General features: G+C 59.5%; 25 protein-coding genes and 1 tRNA gene. 21 read left to right on the top strand and 5 right to left on the bottom strand.

Annotation, left to right across the window (positions count from 1 at the left end; all coding sequences use genetic code 11):
• Nucleotides 1-176: 176 nt before the first annotated feature.
• Both BJ960_RS17355 and BJ960_RS04540 read right to left on the bottom strand, forming a co-directional pair.
• Nucleotides 177-497: a type II toxin-antitoxin system RelE/ParE family toxin gene (locus BJ960_RS17355; RefSeq protein ID WP_185986440.1), complete on the bottom strand. Its 321-nt coding sequence runs from the start codon at nt 495-497 to the stop codon at nt 177-179.
• Entirely contained in the window at nt 494-748 is a 255-nt protein-coding gene (locus BJ960_RS04540) for an addiction module protein (RefSeq protein WP_185986439.1), read from the bottom strand. The genes BJ960_RS17355 and BJ960_RS04540 overlap by 4 nt, the downstream gene beginning before the upstream one ends.
• An 899-nt stretch (nt 749-1,647) precedes the next feature.
• On the opposite strand from BJ960_RS04540, the gene BJ960_RS04535 reads away from it, so the two are divergent.
• The 5 genes from BJ960_RS04535 to BJ960_RS04515 all read left to right on the top strand — a co-directional run bounded on the left by BJ960_RS04535 (nt 1,648) and on the right by BJ960_RS04515 (nt 5,782).
• Complete coding sequence (locus BJ960_RS04535) at nt 1,648-2,256, top strand: hypothetical protein (protein WP_185986438.1); 609 nt, start codon at nt 1,648-1,650, stop codon at nt 2,254-2,256.
• 1,067 nt (nt 2,257-3,323) lie between these two features.
• A complete protein-coding gene (locus BJ960_RS04530) occupies nt 3,324-3,830 on the top strand; it encodes a Panacea domain-containing protein (protein WP_185986437.1) in 507 nt (168 codons plus the stop codon).
• An 836-nt stretch (nt 3,831-4,666) separates the two neighbouring features.
• Nucleotides 4,667-5,332 (top strand): DUF7341 domain-containing protein, encoded by a 666-nt coding sequence (locus BJ960_RS04525; protein WP_185986436.1) that lies wholly within the window; start codon nt 4,667-4,669, stop codon nt 5,330-5,332.
• On the top strand, nt 5,329-5,559 hold the full coding sequence (locus tag BJ960_RS04520; RefSeq protein ID WP_185986435.1) for a hypothetical protein: 231 nt from the start codon (nt 5,329-5,331) through the stop codon (nt 5,557-5,559). The genes BJ960_RS04525 and BJ960_RS04520 overlap by 4 nt, the downstream gene beginning before the upstream one ends.
• Nucleotides 5,560-5,710: 151 nt before the next feature.
• Nucleotides 5,711-5,782, top strand: a tRNA-OTHER gene (locus BJ960_RS04515).
• Between the two features lie 327 nt (nt 5,783-6,109).
• On the opposite strand, the gene BJ960_RS04510 is transcribed toward BJ960_RS04515, so the two are convergent.
• Together BJ960_RS04510 and BJ960_RS04505 are read right to left on the bottom strand one after the other, a co-directional pair.
• Nucleotides 6,110-6,322, bottom strand: coding sequence for a DUF378 domain-containing protein (locus BJ960_RS04510; protein ID WP_185986434.1), 213 nt, complete (start codon nt 6,320-6,322; stop codon nt 6,110-6,112).
• Nucleotides 6,319-6,588, bottom strand: a complete 270-nt coding sequence (locus BJ960_RS04505; RefSeq protein ID WP_237463630.1) for a hypothetical protein — start codon at nt 6,586-6,588, stop codon at nt 6,319-6,321. The genes BJ960_RS04510 and BJ960_RS04505 overlap by 4 nt, the downstream gene beginning before the upstream one ends.
• Nucleotides 6,589-6,926: 338 nt before the next feature.
• Here BJ960_RS04505 and BJ960_RS04500 point away from each other — a divergent pair, with 338 nt between their 5' ends.
• Nucleotides 6,927-7,499: a GNAT family N-acetyltransferase gene (locus BJ960_RS04500; RefSeq protein WP_185986433.1), complete on the top strand. Its 573-nt coding sequence runs from the start codon at nt 6,927-6,929 to the stop codon at nt 7,497-7,499.
• Between the two features lie 259 nt (nt 7,500-7,758).
• Here BJ960_RS04500 and BJ960_RS04495 read toward each other — a convergent pair whose 3' ends face one another.
• Nucleotides 7,759-8,457: a hypothetical protein gene (locus tag BJ960_RS04495; protein ID WP_185986432.1), complete on the bottom strand. Its 699-nt coding sequence runs from the start codon at nt 8,455-8,457 to the stop codon at nt 7,759-7,761.
• Nucleotides 8,458-8,606: 149 nt separating this feature from the next.
• Here BJ960_RS04495 and BJ960_RS04490 point away from each other — a divergent pair, with 149 nt between their 5' ends.
• The 15 genes from BJ960_RS04490 to BJ960_RS04420 all read left to right on the top strand — a co-directional run bounded on the left by BJ960_RS04490 (nt 8,607) and on the right by BJ960_RS04420 (nt 18,509).
• A complete protein-coding gene (locus BJ960_RS04490; RefSeq protein WP_185986431.1) occupies nt 8,607-9,188 on the top strand; it encodes a hypothetical protein in 582 nt (193 codons plus the stop codon).
• Between the two features lie 255 nt (nt 9,189-9,443).
• Entirely contained in the window at nt 9,444-9,683 is a 240-nt protein-coding gene (locus BJ960_RS04485; RefSeq protein WP_185986430.1) for a hypothetical protein, read from the top strand.
• A gap of 105 nt (nt 9,684-9,788) precedes the next feature.
• Nucleotides 9,789-9,974 (top strand): hypothetical protein, encoded by a 186-nt coding sequence (locus BJ960_RS04480; RefSeq protein ID WP_185986429.1) that lies wholly within the window; start codon nt 9,789-9,791, stop codon nt 9,972-9,974.
• A gap of 16 nt (nt 9,975-9,990) precedes the next feature.
• The gene (locus tag BJ960_RS17350; RefSeq protein ID WP_185986428.1) at nt 9,991-10,314 is read left to right on the top strand and encodes an HNH endonuclease; all 324 of its coding nucleotides are present in this window, start codon (nt 9,991-9,993) and stop codon (nt 10,312-10,314) included.
• Between the two features lie 333 nt (nt 10,315-10,647).
• A complete protein-coding gene (locus tag BJ960_RS04470; RefSeq protein ID WP_202229184.1) occupies nt 10,648-10,941 on the top strand; it encodes a hypothetical protein in 294 nt (97 codons plus the stop codon).
• A complete protein-coding gene (locus BJ960_RS04465) occupies nt 10,898-12,349 on the top strand; it encodes a terminase large subunit domain-containing protein (RefSeq protein ID WP_202229183.1) in 1,452 nt (483 codons plus the stop codon). The genes BJ960_RS04470 and BJ960_RS04465 overlap by 44 nt, the downstream gene beginning before the upstream one ends.
• Nucleotides 12,295-13,935, top strand: coding sequence for a phage portal protein (locus tag BJ960_RS04460; RefSeq protein ID WP_185986427.1), 1,641 nt, complete (start codon nt 12,295-12,297; stop codon nt 13,933-13,935). Before BJ960_RS04465 ends, BJ960_RS04460 begins: the two co-directional genes overlap by 55 nt.
• An 18-nt stretch (nt 13,936-13,953) precedes the next feature.
• Nucleotides 13,954-15,036 (top strand): VG15 protein, encoded by a 1,083-nt coding sequence (locus tag BJ960_RS04455; protein WP_185986426.1) that lies wholly within the window; start codon nt 13,954-13,956, stop codon nt 15,034-15,036.
• A gap of 2 nt (nt 15,037-15,038) precedes the next feature.
• Nucleotides 15,039-15,224, top strand: coding sequence for a hypothetical protein (locus BJ960_RS04450; RefSeq protein ID WP_185986425.1), 186 nt, complete (start codon nt 15,039-15,041; stop codon nt 15,222-15,224).
• Nucleotides 15,225-15,302: 78 nt separating this feature from the next.
• Nucleotides 15,303-16,229: a hypothetical protein gene (locus BJ960_RS16440; protein WP_221936275.1), complete on the top strand. Its 927-nt coding sequence runs from the start codon at nt 15,303-15,305 to the stop codon at nt 16,227-16,229.
• 14 nt (nt 16,230-16,243) lie between these two features.
• On the top strand, nt 16,244-17,146 hold the full coding sequence (locus tag BJ960_RS04440) for a phage major capsid family protein (protein WP_185986423.1): 903 nt from the start codon (nt 16,244-16,246) through the stop codon (nt 17,144-17,146).
• Entirely contained in the window at nt 17,146-17,367 is a 222-nt protein-coding gene (locus BJ960_RS04435) for a hypothetical protein (RefSeq protein ID WP_185986422.1), read from the top strand. Before BJ960_RS04440 ends, BJ960_RS04435 begins: the two co-directional genes overlap by 1 nt.
• Nucleotides 17,368-17,426: 59 nt before the next feature.
• Nucleotides 17,427-17,810: a hypothetical protein gene (locus tag BJ960_RS04430; RefSeq protein ID WP_185986421.1), complete on the top strand. Its 384-nt coding sequence runs from the start codon at nt 17,427-17,429 to the stop codon at nt 17,808-17,810.
• Nucleotides 17,797-18,126, top strand: a complete 330-nt coding sequence (locus tag BJ960_RS04425; RefSeq protein ID WP_185986420.1) for a hypothetical protein — start codon at nt 17,797-17,799, stop codon at nt 18,124-18,126. The genes BJ960_RS04430 and BJ960_RS04425 overlap by 14 nt, the downstream gene beginning before the upstream one ends.
• Nucleotides 18,126-18,509 carry a hypothetical protein gene (locus tag BJ960_RS04420; RefSeq protein WP_185986419.1) on the top strand — a complete coding sequence of 128 codons (384 nt, stop codon included), beginning with the start codon at nt 18,126-18,128 and terminating at the stop codon, nt 18,507-18,509. The genes BJ960_RS04425 and BJ960_RS04420 overlap by 1 nt, the downstream gene beginning before the upstream one ends.
• Nucleotides 18,510-18,513 lie beyond the last annotated feature (4 nt).

Genomic DNA, 18,513 nt, shown 5'->3' with positions numbered 1-18,513 from the left:
ACCCGCGCCCCATCACTTAAACGCCCGAATCGACGGAACTGTGAGTTACGAGTCGTTCCCTCGGGTTCCCTCGACTAACTTAAAATCGAGGCGTTTCACCTATTTCGAGTGTAACCGGCTGGTTCGGAATCGCCGCGGGTGATTCCGTTTGATATCGGGCGGGAAGCATTCTGCATTCAATTGACTAGACGGGGCATCCAATATCCCGGTTTACGGCGGTTGTGCGCATACGCCACCACTGTCAGCACGTGGTCTTCGGAGACGAAATAGAGCACACGATACGGGAACCGTTTGATCCTCTTTGAACGAACCACAGGCTCACGACACCACCCAGGGAACGCTGGAGCACTGAGGGGCCATGCAAGGATCGCCTCCACGGCTTCGTTCGCAGCGTCAAGAAAATCATCGCCAAGCCCCGCCTTTTCACCCTCATACCAGCGTGCCGCCTCAACCAGTTCATGGTCGGCACGTGGGTGTGATTGGTGAGGGACGTTCACATTCGCGTTGCTGCCACTGCCTCACGAGCACGAGCGAAGGACTCTGCAAGCGGAACGGTCTCGACTCGGCCTCTCTCGATATCGTCAACGCGCTTGCGCAACTCGTCACGCCAAGCCTCATCGACCTCGTCCTGAGAAGCCTCGGAATCTCCGTAGTCCAGCGCTTGAAGGCCACGACGAATCAACGCGGCGAGGTCGCGTCGATCCAGCGCGAGCATCGCCTGCTCAACTTCCGCAAGATTCATGGACATGCCCCCAGTGTACGTCGGAGGTCTCGCGACGGCTAGCCACGCGGATGGTATCAGCCCGGGGTCTCGCTCGACATCTCCACGGGAGAGCCCAGGCTATTCGTCCCCTTCTAGAGAAACGTATGCCCCAGACTGGCACCTCTCTGACCAAGCTGGAATACGGGTGCGTGAACCGGTATCCACACGTTCTTGCGCCATGACGCGAAGTTGTGGCCAGGTTGTTCGAATTGGTCGCGAAACCTAAAAAGCCGCGGACACCCGAAGGTTTCCGCGGCTTTCGTGGTCGGGATGACAGGATTTGAACCTGCGACCCCGTCATGCCCTCGCACGTTTGGACAGGGGTACCCGCGTACACCCAAGTTACCTCGTTTACACACTACGATCAGGGGTTTATATGCCACCAAAGGGGACTTAGACGGACACGAATTTCCTCGCTCGCTCAGAGCCATGTGGGATGAATGTGGGATGCACGCAGCGGTTTATCCCCGCCAAAGCTATCGTTCACGCGGCCCTGAGACTGCGCGGCGTCCCCGACGAACTGGCCGACACCCGGGGGCGTTGCAAGCGAGCCCAACCTCCCTCACAATCAAAATATGAACGCAAATCCCGCGAGCTCCCGGCCAACGGCGCCACCCCACACTGACTTGAACAACGCACATCGCCTAGTGAAAGCACTCAGCAAGTCGCCCCGAAAGCTCGACGTTACAGAAGAGCACCGAGCACGAGCGCTCCAAATCCTCCACGCCCTCACCTCCGAGGCCATTCGCAGAGGCTGGAAAGTTGTGCCTCCGGTGCAGCCTTCAGGACACAATCACACTCGCAGTACAACCGCTTATGCACCGCCCGGTCGAAACTTGCTTGCGATTGATGCGGGAAGTGCTCCGATAAACATCCGAATTCGAATGCAGTTCAGAAAGGAACCCCACACTCCAGACCACAACGAGGCAAGCAGGAAGTCAAAGCCTTTCAGCTGGGACATCCCAAAATGGGCTTTCATTCCTATCAACGCTATCCAGGTCGAGGTCAGGGCCGACCCGTACTCGCCGACAGTGCTGCGAGACGGGCCAAGGAAATCCATTGAGGACGGGATCTCACGCGCTTTGCAGAAGGTCGAAGATGCGACAACGAAAGTCCTCGACAATCGGCGCCGGGCTGAGGAGTGGGCCATCGAGCGAGCCAGGGAAGAAAAGGAGCGGCGTGAGATCGAACACCTCACCTGGCAGTACGAGTCATGGCTGTCCCCACTAGAGAAGCTGGCTTCCAGCGTCTCGCGACACCACAAGGTAGCTGCCGCCGTCGACGAACTCACCGCATACGCTAACTCACTACCAGAGGGAACCGAGCACCGAAGGGCACTCACTAGATACATCGCGTGGGCCAACGACCACATCGACGCAACAAACCCAGCACGTAGATTTATACCGCCAGCAGACGAGATGCCATCACTCGCTCACGAGACGTGGCGCAGATCCCACTCGTCTACTCTGGAAATGCATAGGAACCCCTTGTAGGCGCGCGAAGATCCCGGCACGGATGCCGAGCCCAAATAGAGCTCGCACGAGAGCGCCACCACTGCGCTTTCACGTAAGCCTGACAGCGCTCCCATGGTCGCCCGCGATGAGCAACTAGATATCGAGCCAATCTCGGACATCGCGAACTCGATATCGCACGGAGCGAAGCTCGGGGAAACGGACATAAGGCGGCCCTTGAGGACCACTGCGCCCGCGCTCTGCTGCCCATCGCTCCAGAGTCCGCACATCCACCTGCAAATACTCCGCGAGCTGTACCTTCGTTAATAGCCGGTCAGGATCCCAAGTACTCGGCCCATCGACCTCGCGCGCCTCAAACATTGCTCGCACAAGGGATTCAAATTCCACGCTGCATGAACACGGGCCGGGCGGCAATGCGTCTAGAGCCTTAATGACCCATACCCTGTCCAGTGCATCCACCACGGCGTCAGAAACTACTGACTTGAGAAGCTGCGCCAAGATTTCTTCCATAGACCGATGCTCGCACCTGGGGGTACATACAGGGCTATCCACTCGCGCAATCTGAGGATTGCTGTCAAAATCCCAAACGCGCGCGCCGATACTCGGCCACCTCCGAGGGCACGAAAGCATGGAGCTTCCCATTCTTTCGAGGTTTCGGGAAGCCGGCTGTCTTCGCCGAGAGGATGTTGAGTATAGTTCGCGGTTTGAGCCCTAAGAATGCTGCGACCTGCGCTGTGGTCCACGCTGGCTCATAACCGGGCACAAAAGCTGACGCGTCGTGACGCGCTCCATCGTGGCCACAGACAAGGCACGTCGCAATCTTGCCTTCGCTTTCACTCCCCCTCCTGAGCCGCTCTATCGCGCGGCCCAGCTCTTCCCGCACGAGTTTTTGGACCTCTGATTCAATTCCCATCGGACAATTATCAACGGTCCGCCAAGACCGAGGGCCCTGAAACCGGTTCTCGCAGCACAAGGGAACACGGTCCGCAGTGAGCGAAAACCGGCCCATTCGGGCGGTAAAGTAGTACACTCATAGTAGATCGATCCTGTGGATAGATCAGTGGAAAACCTGTGGAAAGGAGTCGGGCGTGAACAATCTCAAGCTCGAAAAGTACGAGAATGTGATCTTGTACCTCTGCTCCAAGCTCCCAGAGAAGGCCATCCAGGGCAAGGTCAAGCTCGCGAAGCTGCTGTACTACGTGGACTTTGACCGGTTCGAGTTCAACGAGTCAATGGAAAGCGTGACCGGCGACGGCTATCGCCGCCTGCCAATGGGGCCGGTACCCAAGTCCATGACTGGAGTAATCAACAGCATGAGCGGCAAAGGGCTTTTGGAAGTCACGGAGGAAGCCCAGTTCGCCGGGCGCCGGAATACCACTGTTTTCCGCGCACAGGCTAGCCCTGACCTTTCGGTGTTCTCCCCCGAGGATATGGCGATTATCGACCGGGTTGTGAGGAAGTACCTGCCCCTCACCGGGAAACAGCTTCAAGATCTAAGCCACGAGGAAGCCCCCTGGCTTGCTGTCGAACACAAGGATACGATCCCGCTCGAGTTGGCTTTTTACCGGGACACCGATTTCACTGATGCAGCGTGAGTCAGTTAAGACGTTCTGTGCGTCAGTCTTAAAGGATATTGCGAAGAAGCACAGAACGTTTCCTGCGGATTTCGAGCAGGCATTCACGTTACTTAATCACCACCTCTGCCCTGCAAAGCCAGCGCGCCCCCTTGGACCCAAGCGCCTCATTCATCTGCACGACGGTGAGGGCTTTGAGGTGTGGAAGTTCCAAGTGATGACCCAAGGGTTGCGCCCTGGACAATGGCCTCGACTGTGGGTGGGAGTTGCGCCCGCTCTCGACTTGCTCGTTCCCCTGGAGCTAAATATGCATGGGAACAACTACTCGGACAACGATCTTGAGAAAAGTGCCATCGAGAGAATGGCGGAGTACTACCGAGATCTCTCCGCCAACTAATCCTTCGTTCGATGGCGCTGTTCCGGGAGCCTGGTCTCCTCGGGCGTGATGCTCGCAACTTCGGGCGCGCAACTCAGCGGATTTCAACCTCTGCGCCTAGCCGATGTCCACACTACGTAGCACCAGCCCCTCAAGGCCGCAGCGATCCGCCACTGAATGACTACGAACTTCCTATTGAGTGGCACACACCGACAGCGTTCTGGCGCAGTCCGCTTCCCGCCTGCTTGGCCTGCACCTGCGCTCTTCTTGCGACGCGAATACGCCTGCACATTGAGGCCGTGACGCATGCACCTGCACCGCGACGGCGGGCCCCAAGGCTCGCGATAGGAACGCTGGCGCAATCCTCAAATTGCGCGTACACTAGATCTCAATAGGTGCTTTAGGCCCATCACAACTAGATCCCACGGAGAACGTGGAATCGACTTGTGATGGGCCTTTTCTATTTTCGGGAGGAACACACATGACAGACACAGCTCGTGCAGTTGAGCGGCTCACGCAACCCCACATTGTCCACCTCGAGGGCGCAGAGTACGAGTGCGCGCCCCTGCTCGAGCAGCTCCGCGAAGCAATCTCCTCTTCGACTGGCGCCGGTTCCGGTGGCGGCGGGGGCACTGGTGGGAACCTGCTCAACCTCGACGCACTCAACCTCTGGGAATACATCGACGGCATCGTCCGAGGCTGGCTTCGCACATGGGGACTAGACCACGGTGGCCAACTCGCTGAGGCTCTGCAGCGCCTCCCCCACGCTATCCAAGCCCAGCACGCGGCCGGCGCGATCGATGACGACTTCCGCGAACGCCTCGAATCCGCCTTCGGCAAATGGGTGTACGAGATTGAAGACCTGTTCGACCCGCCCCACCAGAAGGAACTCACAGCCCCGTGCCCTGAATGTGGTGAACGGCACCACCTAGTGCAGGAGAAAGACGAAGACGGGAACGTCACCGACACTCGGCAGGTCGCCGCGGTCTCCATCCCCGTCAAGCGCGGCCGCGCCGTTATCGCGGAATGCCGAAGCTGCGGAGCCATGTGGGCGACAGAGACCGAACTCGTCGCGCTCGCCGAGGCGATGGGCCTTGAAGTCGATGTTGCTGCACTCCGCGAGCTCGCAATGGGGGTGGCAGCATGAACTGGTGGAACACTTCCCTTGCCATTGCACTCATCTACGCTTCCGGAACAGTCGGACTCATGATCGCTGGCCTGTCAAGTTATGACCCAGACGACCCCATCAAGCGCCGTCGCGAGGACGCCAAGTTGGTGTTCCATGCATGGAAGTGGCCCCTTCTCACGGCGAAGTCTATCCGCGCTCGCTGGCAAAGCATGCGGGCCGATGCGAACCATACCAACGAGGAGTAGTAAGTATGTTTGCAACATAGCTTCGATCATGGTACATTCGTACCACGCACTTCAAGCGACCCCGGATAGCCTCACGGCACCGGGGTTTCTTGCTTTCTGCGCCCATAACTGAATACACAATTCAATAGCTCGCACACTCGTGCGGGCGCCTGACGCTCTAGCCCAAGTGGTAGAGGCCGCCTGACAAGGGAATCCAGTCCAGGTTCGAACCCTGGGAGCGTCACGACCCAATCGTCTAAGTGAAGACAGCCAAGCCAATGCCGGGTATACACGGCGGCATGGAAGACGCAGATAGCCGCGACGGCGGGGAACTCTGCGGGTTACCCCTTTCCCCGGCGTGACGGGGACGCTATCTGACGAACATGACCCTGGATATTGAAGCCGGGACGAATCAGAGCGGAAGCGGTGGCGCAAGAACGTACCGGCTCACGACCACACACTTCCCGCGCGTGACGGGAGCTGTCGCTGAACTCTGATTGGGGAGCCCCACCAGGAAGAGTGCCACCCGTGCGCTCGGCGTTCAACGACCGAGCACACGGGCAGCACTGATTCAGACTTCAGTTCGCCCGCGGCCTTCTCGTGGCACAAAGTCCAGTAGCGTCAGGATTGCGGCGATACCAACGACGATGTACACCACTTTTGATCCAACGGAACCCGCACCGAAGATCGCATCAACCAGGTTGAAGTCGAAAAAACCAATCAGCCCCCAGTTGAGGCCACCGATGATGGTCAAGATCTTTGAAACCCCCAGGAGAACGTTCATGACTCCTCCTCCAACTTCAGACCTACACCGAGTACGAAGAACGTCGGCGCCCATTGACCGATGAAGATTCCCCATCGGTCAGACTGCGACTTAGCATCATTCTTGCCCCGCGACACAAGCCAGGTGGCGAGTGAGACGCCAACTGAGAGCAGGCCGGCGGTATAGGCGTGGTTGCTCCGAACACCCCAGCTGCTCACAAGACGCATGGGATTCCATGCGGTCTTATCTGCAACCTTCTGGACTTCTTTCTTCACGTTACTGCTCATTGTTCGCTCCGTCCTGCATTATTCGCTCCGGCACAGCCTGAGCATGCTTGTGGGAATCGGACGGCTCAGCGACGAGCAAGAGGCTGATCATTGAACCGCCTACAGCCAGTCAACGTGCGAAGCGTCAGCAATGCAAGAGATTTGAGGCAATCCTCAGAATTCGTTCCACCATCCCAACCGGGCGGTCGAGCGCCTGCGACAGCCACGCACTGCGCAGCAAGCACACACTCTTCCCGTTAAACAGAGCCACAAAGAGACGTTCGCAACCCACTGTGCAAGGCGAGCGCAAGGCCGCCCGCTGCCCCAAGCGGAGGAACTACAAATAGGCTAGAAGCCACATGAACGACCAAGAGAAGACAATCCGACCGGCAACACAGGCCGACGTCCCTGCCGCAGCAGCAACCCTCGCGGCAGCATTCGCAACATATCCCTGGACGCGGTGGAGCATCCCCGCCCAGGACTACGAAGCACGACTAGAACAACTCCAAGCCATCTACCTATCCCACGCGATCCAACATGGGATCGTTCTCGTGACCAGCGAACTCACCGGCGTGGCCGCCATGCTACCTCCCAATACCCCAGAGCCGCTAGAGCCCGTTCAGGCTCAGATCGCAGACCTCATGGGTGACCGACTCAATGCGGTCATGGAAGTCGAGCTACCTCAGCGCCCCGCTAACTCTTGGGATTTTGCCACCATCGGAGTGCACCCCGACCACGCAGGCAAAGGCCTCGGAGGCGCACTCATCAGACAGGCACTTCATCGAGCCACCAGTTCAGGAAACCCTCGCGTATCGCTTGAGACATCTGCAGAGGGCAACGTCGCACTTTACGAAAAGCACGGGTTCACAGTCACGCACGAAACGCACATCAAGGGCGGGCCCGACGTGTACACGATGATGACAGCGGTCTAGACCCAACTCATCAACTGTCCGCCGTATAAAGTCCGGTCGAGTGGGTGCGGCATGGTTTGTCCACCATGCGCGGCACCCCAACACTCAGACAGGAGAAACCATGCAGATCGCGGAAACGAAAGAGCAAATTGACGGAGCATTGAACATGGTGGCCTTCCTCCGCGGCAGGTTAACAGCTGTAGTCACAGAGGCCTCCGTGCTCGCAGCTCCGGAATTGCAGCGCCTCATTGATGCAATACTAGAAGTCGAGTTCGCCAAGCTAAGGGAGCAGGCCAAGAGCTGCCGTGCCTCCGGCGATTAGTCCTGCCGAGCCCACGCTGCTCACTACGCTAGGCACGACTTTCTCCCGTAGCGCTTTAAAGACACCCTTTGATTTCTCCGGGGCCTCATTTTGCGCTGCCCCAAGACAGATCCAAAGGCGACGCAGTGCCTCCGACAGGTCGAAGCCGAGTCCGGCATTAGCATCCGAGATCGAAGCCCGTATCTCTGCAACGAGGCGACTGGCGTAAAGCTTAAGCTCAGCGGAGATTCCACCAGCGTTGAGGGCCTCCTCAATCTCAGTCAAAAGATCCCCAAGTGAAGCTCGGCGCGTACTATCCAGAACCAAGACTTTTCCGTCCAAATACAGTGCCAAATGGTTCAGGTCTTTCAACAGCGCCATCGGCACAGCATCCTCTGGATCGCAGACGTCAACCCAGTGAACAGGCAACGCCACTGCCGTTTGCACCCATTGAGGCACCTCCGCCCGAAAGACACTCAGGTCGGAGCCAGTCGAGTGCTCGGCAGCATCGATCGCTGCCGACACGCGGTCAATAATCCTGAACACTTTCAGGATTTCCATGGCACCAGACGACTCACGCACATCGACGGCCCACACCATGTAAGTCGGGTCCTCTTTGTCAAGTTTGGAGCGCCATCCAGAGAATACTTCAAAGAGGTCGCGTGCCGGGTTGCTCATAGCTACTCACCCTAGCGATAAAGCCCCTCATTCTTCCCCGCGCCGCATCGCTGCCCCATCTCTGGCGGGCTACGAGTTCGTGTTCTCGTGAAGCGAGGAGGACGGGCTGCCTTGTCAGCCGGCTGCACCTTCCGGCCTATGCTGTAGCTATGAGAATGACCTTTTTAGTGTGTGTAACGACCGCTCTCGCTTTTTCACTTCTTGGATGCTCAGCCCCGGCTGAACAGCACGACACCCCCGCCCCAACCGAGGACACCTCGAAGGCCCCAGCCGAGCAGACTAGCGCTGACGGCGACTTCTCATTCGCCCACATAAAATCCTGCGATGACGTAGAACCGTTCGTGTCGACTTGGGTCGAAGGCCTCAAGCCTTACGACTGGAACAGCGTCTCCGAGACTGACATTCACTGCGGCTGGGATACGCCACCGGAGGACGTCACACCAGATAATGCTCGCTCGGTGGAAGTCAGATTCGCGGCGATCTCAGAGCGGCCCGACTACAGTCCGCTAGAGGGCATGGCAGGCTTCGAGCGCGTCAGCGACGAATGGGTCACTGCGAACAACGGTGACGCGTTCACGATGACAGTCGACATCGGAATCTCTGCCGTCATCGGAACAACAATTTGGGTGCCAGGCGTCGAAGTAACAGTGTCAGGCGGGCGATGGGCAAACCTCCCTGAACTTGACGGCCCAGCGGGGCTAGAAATCGCCAAGCAGATTCTCGCTTCCTAGAGCACCACACGACCTCAGACCAAAACCCCCGGCATCCCACCGGGGGTTTTGCCATTCCCCCACACTCTTCCCCGCGCCGCATCGTCGGCAGTCATTCATTCGCACGCTCACGGCGTGACGCTTCACGACCTATGGGTGCGCGCGCGGGGATCCCTACCAACGGAGGCACACGATGGATGACAACACAACGTACGTGCTGATCATCGCACTCATCGTTGCCGGCGTCATCATCAACAACCTCCCGAGGGGACGACAATGAGCGCAGCAACCAAGCAAGCACTGGACGAAGCCATCCGCGCGCACATCGCTGACGAGCACGACGACTCACTAGCGGCATCATGGGTGCTCATCACCGAACGCGTCCCACTCGGTGGAGACGACGGCTTCTCGCATGTTGTCGACGTCGTACCTGACGGACAGTCTTCCGTAACCACGATGGGGCTGGCTTACTTCGTCGCACAGCAACGATCTGTAGGGAGCATCACCGATGGCTGACGATCGCACCTGTACCGAGTGTGGCGCCGTCTACCCGTCCGTACGCGCCGCCATGCTCTGTTGTGATGAGGAGTACCGCGGCGACCGATACACCGAGGAGAACAGATGAAGCCGATCATTGTCACCACCACCAACGACGGTGAAGAAGCATACGGGGAGGCCGCAGAGCTGGCCCTCACCCAAAGCAAGGGGCGCCCCCTCGCATTAGAGGGGGTCACCCGATACGTGGCCCCCGACAAATACAAGGGGGGCTACCTCAAGGGGTACGCCTGGACATTCAAGCCCCTGTAGAACAGCGGGAGGGGTCATGGCCACATCACGCACCGGCACCACCCGATACAAACACAACAGCACCAAAGCCCTACGCCAAGCACAACGCAACGGACTCACCAACTGCCCATGCCAAGCACACTGCCGACACCACAAAGGCAGACGCTGCAACATCCCACTCGACTACGAGAACCGACGCAGACCAAACGGCGCAACAACAGACCACATCACAGCATGGGCAAACGGCGGCACAGACGACACCAACAACCTCGCAGTCATCTGCTTCACCTGCAACACATCACAAGGCGACAAACGCCCAAAGAAGCGCGAACAAGTCACAACCATCGACTTCACCACCTGACAAACAGGGACACCCGCACACGCAGAGGGCAACCAGCCCCGCACGTCGGCCCCACACACAGGTAGACAACACACGACCAGGCACACAGAGACGGCCAGGCGGACACAACGCCCCAGCAGCCACCACAGACCTCCGCACACCGCCCTCGTTCACCAGACAGATGCAGAAGCCACAACCAGACGCGACACAGCCACACGCGGCCCGAGGCGCACACAGACACACACAGGGGGTGCCCCCCCTCCCCCTCGGTCCCGCTCGCACCCGCGGCATAGCGAAATATCTCTCCCCGTAGTTTTTTCCAACCACCCCACAGGGTTCAGGCGGTGATTTGTGATGGCTGCTCCGAAGTTGCGTGCCGTAAAACCTGGCGAGAAGCCTCGAGCTAAGCCGTTGACGATCGTTGAGGCGGTTGAAGCTGGTGACCGTTTGGCGGAGATGGTTGCGACACATAAGCGGATCGCGAAGGCGGTTCAGGACGAGGATACGCCGGCGCGTGATTTGGCGTCGTTGACGCGGAGGCAGTTGGAGATCTCGAAGGAGATTGAGTCTTTGCGTCGTCAGCTTGAGGAAGAGGCGGTGCAGGATGCCGACACCTCAGACGAAGAGTGGTCAGAAGAAGCTATCTGATCTTGCTCGTCATGTGGTTCAGCCTTCGGGGATCGTGTCGACGGGGTTTCGTCCTGTGTATCGGCGTTCGGTTGAGATGGGTATGCCGCTTGATGGGTGGCAGCAGGGTGTCGCGCGTCTCGCTTTGGCGAAGCGTGAGGGCGGCTTGTATGCCGCTGGCGAGGGCGGCGTTGTTCTCAGTATTCCGAGGCAGGTTGGTAAGACCTATCTGATTGCTGCGCTGGTGTTCGCGTTGTGTACGTTGTTCCCGAACATCACGGTGATTTGGACGGCGCACCGCACTCGCACTCATAACGAGACGTTCAAGAAGATGCAGTCGATGTCTCGGCGCAAGAAGATCGCGCCGTACGTCGAGAACGTGCGTGCCGCGAATGGCGAGCAGGAGATCACTTTCGTCAACGGGTCGCGGATCCTGTTTGGTGCGCGAGAGTCTGGCTTTGGACGCGGCTTCGATGAAGTCGATGTGCTGGTGCTTGATGAGGCGCAGATCCTTTCGGAGGATGCGATGTCGGATATGGTGCCCGCCACAAACGCGGCACCGAACGGACTGGTTTTCCTGATGGGAACGCCTCCGCGACCGAAGGACCCTGGCGATGTGTTCGCGGGTGCCCGCAAGCGTGCGCTCGAGGGCGATGAAGACACGGTATATGTCGAGTTCTCGGCGGATCCTGACGCGAAGTCTGACGACCGCAAACAGCTCGCGAAGGCGAATCCTTCTTACCCTCATCGCACGAGCGAGAGTGCTATCCGCCGTATGCAGAAGCTGCTCGGTTCCGATGAGTCGTTCAGGCGCGAGGGCTTCGGCATCTGGGATGAGGAGAAGCTCGATCCGAAGGCGATCAAGGAGAAAGCTTGGGACCGGCTTCGCGGCACTCTACCTGACGAGTCGGTCGTGTCCTATGGGGTGAAGTTCACCGCTGATGGCTCTGGTGTCGCGCTCGTTGCGGCTTACAAGCCCGTCCTTGGCCCGGTGTTCGTTCAGCCTTTGAAACAGGCGAATCTTGGCGAGGGTATCGATTGGCTGGTGCGCGAGCTCGTCGCGCTCGCTCCCGATGCTGCGCAGATCGTCATCGACGGGAAGGCCGGCGTCGGTGCCCTGGTTAACGAACTCAACGATGCTGGCGTGCGGAACAAGAAGCAGTTGCTCGTTCCCTCGCTGGATCAGGTGTTGGCTGCCCACACGATGTTTGAGCAGAACATCATCTCGGGCGGCTTGTCTCACGGCGGACAGAAAGACTTCACGGCCCAGGTCACTGCGGCCACGAAACGAACCATTGGCAAGTCTGGCGGATGGGGTTGGCAAGCCCCCGAAGGCGGAACGGTAGTCGCTCTCGACGCAGCAACGCTCGCGTTTTGGGCAGCGAAGGTATCGAAGCGCCGACCAGGCAGAAAGCAGGTGCTGCTATGACAGCAATTGCAGTGATCGAGGAGCTCCCCCAAGTTATCGCGGGGGTGTCCGATGGCGACCTGCGTGTAATTCAGAAGCTCGCCGTTACGTGGAGAGCGAAGCTCACGCGGAACCAGTTGCGGTCTGTCTATTACGACGGCAAGATGCCGCTGAAGCCGACCGGGAACATTCCTGCAGAGGCGATGCAGCGTATCAGGGCGGTCCTCGGTTGGCCGGCAAAGTCGGTGCAGGCTCTCGCGCAGCGCACAGTGTTTGATGGGTTCGTTACTCCGTCAACGGACCAGGATCCGTTCGAGCTTGGCAGTCTTCTGGAGGCGAATAGCTTCGATCTTGAGTTCCCACAGGCAGTCGTCTCGGCGTTCAAGCACTCGTGTGCGTTCATCACGACGACGCGTGGCGATGTGCAGTCTGGCGACCCGGAGGTTGTCATTCAGGCCCGCTCGGCTGAATGGTCAGCTGCGCTTTGGGACAAGCGTCGACGCAGGGTTTCGGCATATATGGGGGTCACGGGCATCACCGAGGGTGGTTTGCTCGAGTCGTTCGATGTGTACCTTCCCGAGCGAGTCCTGAAGTGCTCGCGCGACAATCGGGGGCGTTGGTCCGCTGAGGTGATTCCGAACCTGTTGGGTGAGGTCGCTGCGGAGCCGTTGACGTACGATCCGCAGTTGGATCGCCCGTTTGGCCGTTCGAGGATCTCTCGCGCGGTAATGACGATCACTGATCATGCGTTGTCTACGATCGTTCGTTCCGAGATTGCGTCTGATTTCTATGCGGCGCCCCGTATGGCTGCGCTTGGTGTGGCTGAGGATGCCTTCTCGAATGGCAAGTGGGAAGCGGCGATCGACCGCTGGTTTGCGCTCACTAAGGACGAGGACGGCGACACTCCCACGGTGCAGCAGTTCCCGCAGATGACGATGCAACCGTTGCTCGATCAGTACCGCATGTATGCGTCGCAGTTCGCTGGTGAGACTGGGCTCCCCGTGTCCTCGCTTGGGATCGTGCAAGACAACCCGCCGTCTGCTGAGGCTTTGTATGCGGCAGAGAAAGACCTGATTGTTGAAGCCCGAGCTTGCACTCGAGTGATGGGCGTCGCGCTGAGACAGGTTGCCAAACGGTCGGTCATGATTCGGGATGGCCTCACGGAGGCTCCCAAGGAACTTGCTGGTATTCGGGCGAACTGGTTGAACCCGGCCTTCACGTCCCCAATCACGGCGGCTGCTGCGCTGATGAACCTCTCACAGGTGTTCCCGTGGATTGGTGAGACTGAAGTGGCTCTTGAGTATGCCGGGTTCACCTCGGCTGAGATCACGCGACTTCAGGCTGACAAAAGGCGGCTTGGTGCCGGGTCGGTGCTTGAGCAACTCGTTGCCGGCGAGACGCCTACCAGTGATGTGAGTTCTGGGGAGGCTCCTGCGAGTACTCAGTCAAGCGAGCTCGCTGAGGCGCAGGTGCTGAAGGCTCGAGCAGATGCGCTCGGCATTCTGAGGCGCGCCGGCGTGGACGAGCATGACGCGGCCGCTCGGGTCGGGCTTGATGGGCTGAAGTTCATTCCCGGTAACCCGATCACGATCCGCGAACGCGAGTAAGGCTGTGAGGTGGTCGAAGTGGGAGCAGTCGACCGCCTCAATGCTGCACAACGTGCTGCGGCAGGGCTCGCGAAGGCTGACCTTCAGAAAGTGTGGCGTCTCTATTCGCACCTTCCAGCGGACAAGCTGCGAGACACGTTGTTCACTGCGCTTCCTGCGCTAGCGCAGAAGCACGGCGACATCATGTCTGCGGCGGCGGCGGATTGGTACGAGGAGACGCTGCGCGAATCGACTGGCCAGTCGAGGCGGGCGCTGCTTTCTGGCGTGAACTTGGAAGCCGTTGAGAAGGCCGCCCGGTGGGCAGTTGATGACCTTTATCATGGCGACCCGGTTGATACGTGGCGGAAGCTTGAGAAGTCACTGCTGCGGCACGTGAAGAACGCAGGCCGCAACACTGTCAGGCTGAACGCTGAGCGTGATGGGTTCTCCTATGCGCGTGTCCCTTCAGGCAAGACGACGTGCGCGTTTTGCCTCATGATGGCTTCGCGCGGATTCAGCTATTCGTCCCGGGGTGCTGCTGGCGAGACTGCGAGTGGATTCGGCGACAGGTTTCACGATGACTGCGACTGCAGTGTCGTGCCGCACTATGCGTTGTCCCGAAGGGAGCGTGCAGAGTTCGATCAGCGCGTTGAAGACATGTACGGAATGTATGAGGCGGCGAGGAAAGAGGTCCGTGCGGATGGTTTCGATGCGACTGATCGTGCCATCGCTCAACGCATCCGAGATATGTTCCCGGGAGACATCAAGGACGGGGCCGAGGTGCCCTCCATTCTTCGCGACCTTGACTCGGGGTGGCCAGAAGGAGTCAAGCCTGTTCCCGGTCGAAAGTGGCGACATATCCTTAAGCGCCACGGGCCGGGAGGGGACGCACCATCGCTGTTCCCGGACGAGATGACCGAGTACGAGATCGCGAAAATCGTTCGCGAGACAATGCAAGCACCTGACTACACCGCACCCCACCCCGAGCGACCGGGGACGACCCTGAACTACTTCAAGACCATAGCCGGCCAAAAGTATGTGGTCGGCACTTATCTCGACGGGGATGGCAAGCTGACTATCGCCACCTCCTTCCCGGTGTCGGGGAACGGAGGTATCCTGTAGCCATGGATATCCAGACAGCTGTGCAGCAGATACGAGAGACACTCGCGCCGCACCTTAACGACTTCTCTCTTGAGATGTTGGATGTCGTGATGATGGATGAGGAATGGGAGATCGCGCACGCGATGTGCCTGGAATCTGCCGAATACCATCACATCGAGTTGAGTGACGCTTTGACACTCGTCCCGTAGCTTCCGCCTCCTTTATAACCCCGCACATGCTCTGTGCGGGTTTTTTGTTTGCCCAGATGGTGGTGATGGCTCATGCCTGTGCACGTCATCATGGGGCCTCCTTGTGCCGGAAAGACAACGTTTGCACGCGCTCAACTGGGTGAGGTCATCGACCTTGACGACATCGAAGAGTCGCTTGGTGGCAAACGATACGCCGAACACTCGAGTGTTCGCGAACAAGCTCTGCAGATCCGTGCTGAGCGCATTGATGCAGCGTTCGAAGCCGAGTCCGACACGTGGCTGATACACACGTCACCCTCTCCCACGAAGGTTGCCGAGTACCTCGCGCGCGGGGCCACCGTACAGCTACTCGACCCTGGCGAATCAACGTGCCTTGACCGTGCACGTGACCGCCCACCACATACAGCCGCGGTGATCCGCGACTGGTACCAGACCAACCCGCTCATCGAAGCGGGTTTTTTCATGCCCCAGGCGGGCAAAACCAGTGATTCCCAGGAGGAAACGATGAGTGAAGAGCACGCGCAGCAGGGAGCTACGCAGCCCACAGCCGAACAGACCGGCCAGCAGGCCACGCCAAAGGCTGAACCAAAGATGTTCGATGAGGCGTACGTCAAGGAGCTTCGTGCGGAGGCGGCAGCCAACCGGGTCAAGCTCAAGGAATACGAGGACCGCGACAAGAGCGCGCTCGAGAAGGCCATCGAGCGTGCCGAAGCGGCTGAGAAGGCCATCGCCGATCGTGAGGCTGCTGACAAGCAGCGGCAAGCCGATGAGCAGGCCGCCCTCGCGTTGGACGAGCTTCGAGCTGAGGTCGCTCAGGCCAAGGGCATCGCCGACGCGTCGATCCTTGCCGGCACGAGCCGGGAGGAACTCGAGGCGCACGCGGACAAACTCAAACCACTCATCAACCCACACCCCGTCAACCCTGACACGGGGAAGACGCCGGACAAGGAGCCGTCCGAGGTGCAGTCGTTTGTGGCTGAACTCTTCGGCGGCGGCAACAACTAAAGGAAGGCAGCAACATGGCTGTATTTGGTACCGGAGATCTGAAGAATCTCCCCCGCACAATCGCTGACGGTCTCGTTAAGGACACCGTTGGCGGTTCAACTATCGCGGCTCTTTCGGGCAGCGAGCCGATGCGTTTCGGCAATGTCGACATCATCACGTTCAATGGGCTGCCGCGTGCAGAGTTCGTTGGCGAGGGTGACCAGAAAGGCCACACGACCGGCTCGTTTGGCTCGGTCACTGCGAAGCCGCGCAAGGCGCAGGTCACGATGCGGTTCAACGAGGAGGTGCAGTGGGCTGACGAGGATCATCAGCTCGGTGTGCTGTCTGAGCTCGCGAAGGCCGGCGGCGAGGCGCTCGCCCGTGCGCTGGATCTTGGCGTGTACCACCGCCTGAACCCGCTCACTGGTGCGGCGATTACGGGGTGGGATAACTACCTCAACGCCACCACGAAGCGGGTCGAGGTCGCAGACAAGCCCGACCTTGAGGTCGAGCAGGCGATCGGGCTGCTCGTGAATGACAGCAAGACCGTCAACGGCATTGCCTTTGACCCGTCGTTCGCATGGACTCTTGCGACTGCCCGCTACGCTGACGGCCGCAAGAAGAACCCCGAGCTCGGTATCGGCGTGAACCTGTCCTCGTACGAGGGACTGACGGCGTCTGTGTCGGACACTGTTTCGGGTCGTCCCGAGGCGGGCGGCGAGACTCCGACCGATCTGAAGACCCGAGCTATTGCAGGTGACTTCCGCGGAGGTATCCGCTGGGGCGTTCAGCGCAACATCCCGATCGAGATGATCAAGCATGGCGACCCTGATGGTCAGGGAGACCTGAAGCGCAAGAATCAGATCGCGCTCCGCCTTGAGATCGTCTACGGCTGGCACGTGTTTGCTGACCGCTTTGCGGTGGTGGAGACGGCCTGATGCCCCGTTACCGGAATGCGTCTGGCGTCATCGTGACGCTCCCTGACGATGACACTGCTGCTCGACTGCTCGCTACTGGGTGGACAGCGGAGAGCGCAGGTGAGATCTTCCCGAGCGAGGCACTCATCGAAGCTTCCGAGCCCGAGGCTGAGGCTGAGGCTGAGGCTGAGGCCCCAATGAAGCGCAAGCCGGGGCGTCCTCGGAAGTCGGAACAGGACTAATCAAGCATGTCGGGGGTCAGCATAGTCAGCTGGCCCCCGCATCCTTCTAGGAGGTTTGCATGGCAGACGAACCTGAGGTCTACGCGACTGTTGACGACCTCAAGAAGCGCTGGCCTGACTTCCCGCTGGGTGCAGAGGATCACGCCGAAGTACTTCTTGAGGACGCCTCTGCGATGGTCCGAGCGCGTGCACCCGACGTCGCAAACGTTGACCCTGGCATCCTGCGGATTGTCGTGTGCGACATGGTGAAAACAGTGCTTCAGTCTCCCGGTGACGGCGCAAACGTGTCGGCTCTCAACCTGACAGCTGGCCCGTTCTCGCAGCAAGTGTCCTACCGGGATTCCTCCGACCTGTTCATCACTTCGAAGCACGCCGGAATGCTCGGATGCGGTCGACAGCGAGCTTTCACCGTGCGGATGGGTGGAACCAATGCTGATCCGTGAACGGTTCACCGTCGGGTACCGCGAACGCCTAATGTCGACTGGCGGGATGGCCCCGAAGGAGTCATGGAAACCGGCTGTCGACCTCGAAGTGTTCGGGTGGGGGCCACCAGCCCCTGACGATGTGGTTCGAGCGGAGCAGACCGGCACCAAGCACGAACTGGACGTGTACTGCCGTTCGTCCCCCACGAAGCATCGAGACAAGCTCGTCGTGAACGGGGTCGAGTGGTTCGTGCAGGGCGAGCCAGACGATTACCGGTTCGGCCCGTTCGGCTTCGATGCAGGCGTCCGTGTTCGACTCTCACGAGTGGAGGGCTGATGGAAGCGCCCTACGAGTTCATTAATGCCGAGCTGGAACTCATCGAGCTCGTACGTGCCCGCTTCGGGACTGCGTGCGGTGTCGAGGTGGAGAGCCCGCGACCGGCAGAGTTCGTGCACCTGATCCGAGTTGGCGGCACCTCAAGGATGCTGACCGACCGGCCGATGGTCACCTGTTTCGTGTGGGGCGCCACCTGGGATGACGCTTGGAGTCTCGCAGCCGGGGTGAAGCGCTACTTCCATTCGCTCACCACGCTTGGTGGTGTCCCCGTGTACAAGCGTGTCGAGATCGGCGGGCTTGCCCACGCCCCAGATCCGGTAGATGGGTCGCCCCGTTACCAATTCACATTCGAGCTGCGGCTACGCGGCTACTCGGCCCCCTAACTGG

This window comes from Leucobacter aridicollis, assembly GCF_013409595.1.
In the GTDB taxonomy this organism is placed as follows: Bacteria; Actinomycetota; Actinomycetes; order Actinomycetales; family Microbacteriaceae; genus Leucobacter; species Leucobacter aridicollis.
Note: the sequence above shows the minus strand (reverse complement) of the source record. Positions and strands in the feature narration are given on the sequence as shown.

Bases quoted from the DNA above. Each gene is read 5' to 3' on its own strand.
- BJ960_RS04540 (WP_185986439.1), bottom strand. From the start codon at position 748: ATGTCCATGAATCTTGCGGAAGTTGAGCAGGCGATGCTCGCGCTGGAT.
- BJ960_RS04535 (WP_185986438.1), top strand. From the start codon at position 1,648: ATGCAGTTCAGAAAGGAACCCCACACTCCAGACCACAACGAGGCAAGC.
- BJ960_RS04525 (WP_185986436.1), top strand. From the start codon at position 4,667: ATGACAGACACAGCTCGTGCAGTTGAGCGGCTCACGCAACCCCACATT.
- BJ960_RS04520 (WP_185986435.1), top strand. From the start codon at position 5,329: ATGAACTGGTGGAACACTTCCCTTGCCATTGCACTCATCTACGCTTCC.
- BJ960_RS04510 (WP_185986434.1), bottom strand. From the start codon at position 6,322: ATGAACGTTCTCCTGGGGGTTTCAAAGATCTTGACCATCATCGGTGGC.
- BJ960_RS04505 (WP_237463630.1), bottom strand. From the start codon at position 6,588: ATGAGCAGTAACGTGAAGAAAGAAGTCCAGAAGGTTGCAGATAAGACC.
- BJ960_RS04500 (WP_185986433.1), top strand. From the start codon at position 6,927: ATGAACGACCAAGAGAAGACAATCCGACCGGCAACACAGGCCGACGTC.
- BJ960_RS04495 (WP_185986432.1), bottom strand. From the start codon at position 8,457: ATGAGCAACCCGGCACGCGACCTCTTTGAAGTATTCTCTGGATGGCGC.
- BJ960_RS04490 (WP_185986431.1), top strand. From the start codon at position 8,607: ATGAGAATGACCTTTTTAGTGTGTGTAACGACCGCTCTCGCTTTTTCA.
- BJ960_RS04485 (WP_185986430.1), top strand. From the start codon at position 9,444: ATGAGCGCAGCAACCAAGCAAGCACTGGACGAAGCCATCCGCGCGCAC.
- BJ960_RS04480 (WP_185986429.1), top strand. From the start codon at position 9,789: ATGAAGCCGATCATTGTCACCACCACCAACGACGGTGAAGAAGCATAC.
- BJ960_RS17350 (WP_185986428.1), top strand. From the start codon at position 9,991: ATGGCCACATCACGCACCGGCACCACCCGATACAAACACAACAGCACC.
- BJ960_RS04470 (WP_202229184.1), top strand. From the start codon at position 10,648: ATGGCTGCTCCGAAGTTGCGTGCCGTAAAACCTGGCGAGAAGCCTCGA.
- BJ960_RS04465 (WP_202229183.1), top strand. From the start codon at position 10,898: ATGCCGACACCTCAGACGAAGAGTGGTCAGAAGAAGCTATCTGATCTT.
- BJ960_RS04450 (WP_185986425.1), top strand. From the start codon at position 15,039: ATGGATATCCAGACAGCTGTGCAGCAGATACGAGAGACACTCGCGCCG.
- BJ960_RS04440 (WP_185986423.1), top strand. From the start codon at position 16,244: ATGGCTGTATTTGGTACCGGAGATCTGAAGAATCTCCCCCGCACAATC.
- BJ960_RS04435 (WP_185986422.1), top strand. From the start codon at position 17,146: ATGCCCCGTTACCGGAATGCGTCTGGCGTCATCGTGACGCTCCCTGAC.
- BJ960_RS04430 (WP_185986421.1), top strand. From the start codon at position 17,427: ATGGCAGACGAACCTGAGGTCTACGCGACTGTTGACGACCTCAAGAAG.
- BJ960_RS04425 (WP_185986420.1), top strand. From the start codon at position 17,797: ATGCTGATCCGTGAACGGTTCACCGTCGGGTACCGCGAACGCCTAATG.
- BJ960_RS04420 (WP_185986419.1), top strand. From the start codon at position 18,126: ATGGAAGCGCCCTACGAGTTCATTAATGCCGAGCTGGAACTCATCGAG.